This is a genomic window from Enterobacter sp. PTB, from assembly GCF_051130085.1.
GTDB classification, from domain to species: domain Bacteria; phylum Pseudomonadota; class Gammaproteobacteria; order Enterobacterales; family Enterobacteriaceae; genus Enterobacter; species Enterobacter ludwigii.
In genome coordinates this window covers 1-2,805 of sequence record NZ_JBDKEE010000072.1, presented here as the reverse complement: position 1 = coordinate 2,805, position 2,805 = coordinate 1, and the positions used below count along the sequence as shown (strand labels likewise).

The 2,805-nt window shown below is 52.2% G+C and carries 4 protein-coding genes; 2 read left to right on the top strand and 2 right to left on the bottom strand.

Translation table 11 applies throughout. The features are described 5' to 3' along the window. Nucleotides 1-253 (bottom strand): hypothetical protein (locus tag AAIR21_RS27505; RefSeq protein WP_434682781.1); only part of this gene is annotated, 253 nt, incomplete at its 3' end. 18 nt (nt 254-271) lie between these two features. Here AAIR21_RS27505 and AAIR21_RS27500 point away from each other — a divergent pair. Together AAIR21_RS27500 and AAIR21_RS27495 are read left to right on the top strand one after the other, a co-directional pair. After that, on the top strand, nt 272-634 hold the full coding sequence (locus tag AAIR21_RS27500; RefSeq protein ID WP_014171072.1) for a YfeC-like transcriptional regulator: 363 nt from the start codon (nt 272-274) through the stop codon (nt 632-634). A 1-nt stretch (nt 635) separates the two neighbouring features. Then, nucleotides 636-1,028 (top strand): YfeC-like transcriptional regulator, encoded by a 393-nt coding sequence (locus AAIR21_RS27495; protein WP_042866304.1) that lies wholly within the window; start codon nt 636-638, stop codon nt 1,026-1,028. Between the two features lie 44 nt (nt 1,029-1,072). On the opposite strand, the gene gltX is transcribed toward AAIR21_RS27495, so the two are convergent. Then, the gene (gene gltX / locus AAIR21_RS27490) at nt 1,073-2,488 is read right to left on the bottom strand and encodes a glutamate--tRNA ligase (protein ID WP_014171074.1); all 1,416 of its coding nucleotides are present in this window, start codon (nt 2,486-2,488) and stop codon (nt 1,073-1,075) included. Nucleotides 2,489-2,805 lie beyond the last annotated feature (317 nt).

The window sequence follows — 2,805 nt, the reverse complement described above, 5'->3', positions numbered from 1 at the left end:
ACCGCTGACCTCTTGCATGCCATGCAAGCGCTCTCCCAGCTGAGCTATAGCCCCATCGTAAAGCTGTCATGTTGACGGGCGGCATAATATGAATTCCGCTGCGGAGTGTCAACGGCAAAATCAATGACGGCGGTTCAATCGCCGAAAAATCATGCAAATGAATCACTTTGCGAGTCTGCTCGCAGTCATGAGTTAAGCCTGTCACATTTTCCTCTAAAACGGTGCTATAAAATGAGCCGTTAATTAACCCCACGAATATTCTGGAAATTGCATGATCAAGGAACGAATGACGCCAGAAGAGTTAGCCCTGCTCACTGGCTATAGCCGCCAGACCATCAATAAATGGGTACGCAAAGAGGGTTGGATTACATCGCCAAAACCAGGAGTCCAGGGCGGCAAAGCGCGTCTGGTGCACGTTAATGAAAAAGTGCGTGAGTTTATCCGCAGCGCGCGCCGGGCAAGTGAAACGTCTGAGATACCAGAAAGTGCCAGCCATGATGGCTCGCTTCACTCCCTGCTCCTGACGCTGGCAAATGAAATGACGCCGGAAGAGCAAAGGCAGATGACATCACTGTTACTGCGGGAAGGGATTACCGGATTGTTGCAACGTTTAGGGATACGCGATCAGAACTGATATGAAAAGATTCCGTAGCAAAATGACCACCGAAGAGCTGGCAGAAAATTTGGGTGTTGCACGGCAAACGGTGAACCGCTGGATACGCCAGCAGGGATGGAAAACCGAGGGCGTCAATGGGGTGAAAGGCGGACGTGCACGGCTGATTCACATTGATGCCCGCGTGAAGGAGCACATCATGAGCCTCCCGGCTGTCCGTAACCGTCAGGCGGTGTACCATCTGGCGGAGGTGACATCGTTGTACAGTGAACCCTCCTCTACTCTGCGTCCTGGGATCATCGAGACGCTGGAGAATATGACGCACCTTGAGCAGGAGCGTCTGGATGCCTTACTAAAGCGTGAAGGGATACGCGGCTTTCTTGCACGTCTCGGCATTGCTGAATTTAATGCATAAAAAAACGGCAGGTCTCCCTGCCGTTTTTCATGGTTCAGGCGTTATTACTGCTGGTTTTCGCGCTCAGTAATAAAATCCAGCGCCTTGTTAATGCGCGCTACGCTGCGTGATTTACCAATGGCATGAACGGTAACATCGAGTGCCGGAGACTGACCCGCACCGGTGACTGCCACACGCAGTGGCATACCCACTTTGCCCATACCAACTTCCAGCTCATCTGCCGTCGCCTGAATGGCATGATGCACATTCTCGGCAGTCCAGTCAGTCATCGCCGCCAGTTTGTCACGCACCACTTCGAGTGGCTGACGCGCAACCGGACGCAGGTGCTTCTTCGCCGCGTCTGCATCGAACTCGTCAAACTCTTCATAGAAGTAGCGGCAGCTTTCAGCGATCTCTTTCAGCGTTTTGCAACGCTCGCCGAGCAGTTTCACCAGTTCCGCCAGTTCAGGGCCAGTACGAGTATCAATGTTTGCCTGCTCGATGTGCCACTGCAGGTATGTCGCCACATATTCCGGCTGCATAGTATTGATGTAGTGGTGGTTCAGCCAAAGCAGCTTATCAGTGTTAAACGCGCTCGCAGATTTGCTCACCGCGCCCAGAGAGAACAGATTGATCATCTCTTCACGGCTAAAGATCTCCTGATCGCCGCTGGACCAGCCCAGACGCACCAGATAGTTCAGAAGCGCTTCCGGCAGATAGCCGTCGTCGCGATACTGCATGACGCTGACTGCACCGTGGCGTTTAGACAGTTTTTTGCCGTCGTCACCATTGATCATGGACACGTGCGCATAGACCGGAACAGGGGCGTTCAGCGCTTTCAGGATGTTGATTTGACGTGGGGTGTTGTTGATATGGTCTTCGCCACGGATAACATGCGTGATTTCCATATCCCAGTCGTCAACCACAACGCAGAAGTTATAGGTTGGGGAACCGTCGGTGCGGCGGATGATCAGATCGTCCAACTCCTGGTTGCTGAATTCGATCGGGCCACGGATCTGGTCGTCAAAAATTACCGAGCCGTCCTGCGGGTTAGCAAAACGCACCACGCACGGTTCATCAGCAGCATGCTCGCTATGGTCATGGCGGCAGCGGCCGTCATAACGCGGTTTTTCACCCTTCGCCATCTGATCTTCACGCAGCGCATCAAGGCGTTCTTTGGAGCAATAGCATTTATACGCTGTACCCGCGACCAGCATCTCATCAATCACGGCGTTGTAGCGGTCAAAACGTTTGGTCTGGAAATACGGGCCTTCGTCCCACTCCAGATTGAGCCAGTTCATACCATCCATAATGGCTTCAATTGCTTCCGGCGTGGAGCGCTCGAGATCGGTGTCTTCAATACGCAGTACGAACTCACCTTTGTTGTGGCGTGCAAAAAGCCAGGAATAGAGAGCGGTACGTGCACCACCGACGTGCAGATAGCCTGTCGGGCTCGGCGCGAAGCGAGTTTTGATTTTCATGAAATGGCCTTACGTTATAAAGATGCCGGCAATCGGCAAATCCTGGGAAAAAAACAATGGGCAATATTCTATCACTGTGGGGGGATTCCTCAATGTTGATCCCTTTATCGTGAGGGAGTTTGCGATTTTTGTTTAGAAATCATGCGCCATCGCCCGTTTCGCGATCGTTTTGTTTAATTTTACGACGAACGAATAAAAACTTTAGAAAATGCGTTGACTCATTTTCAACTCTCCCTATAATGCGACTCCACACAGCGGGGGTGATTAGCTCAGTTGGTAGAGCATCTCCTTTACACGGAGGGGGTCGGCGGTTCGAG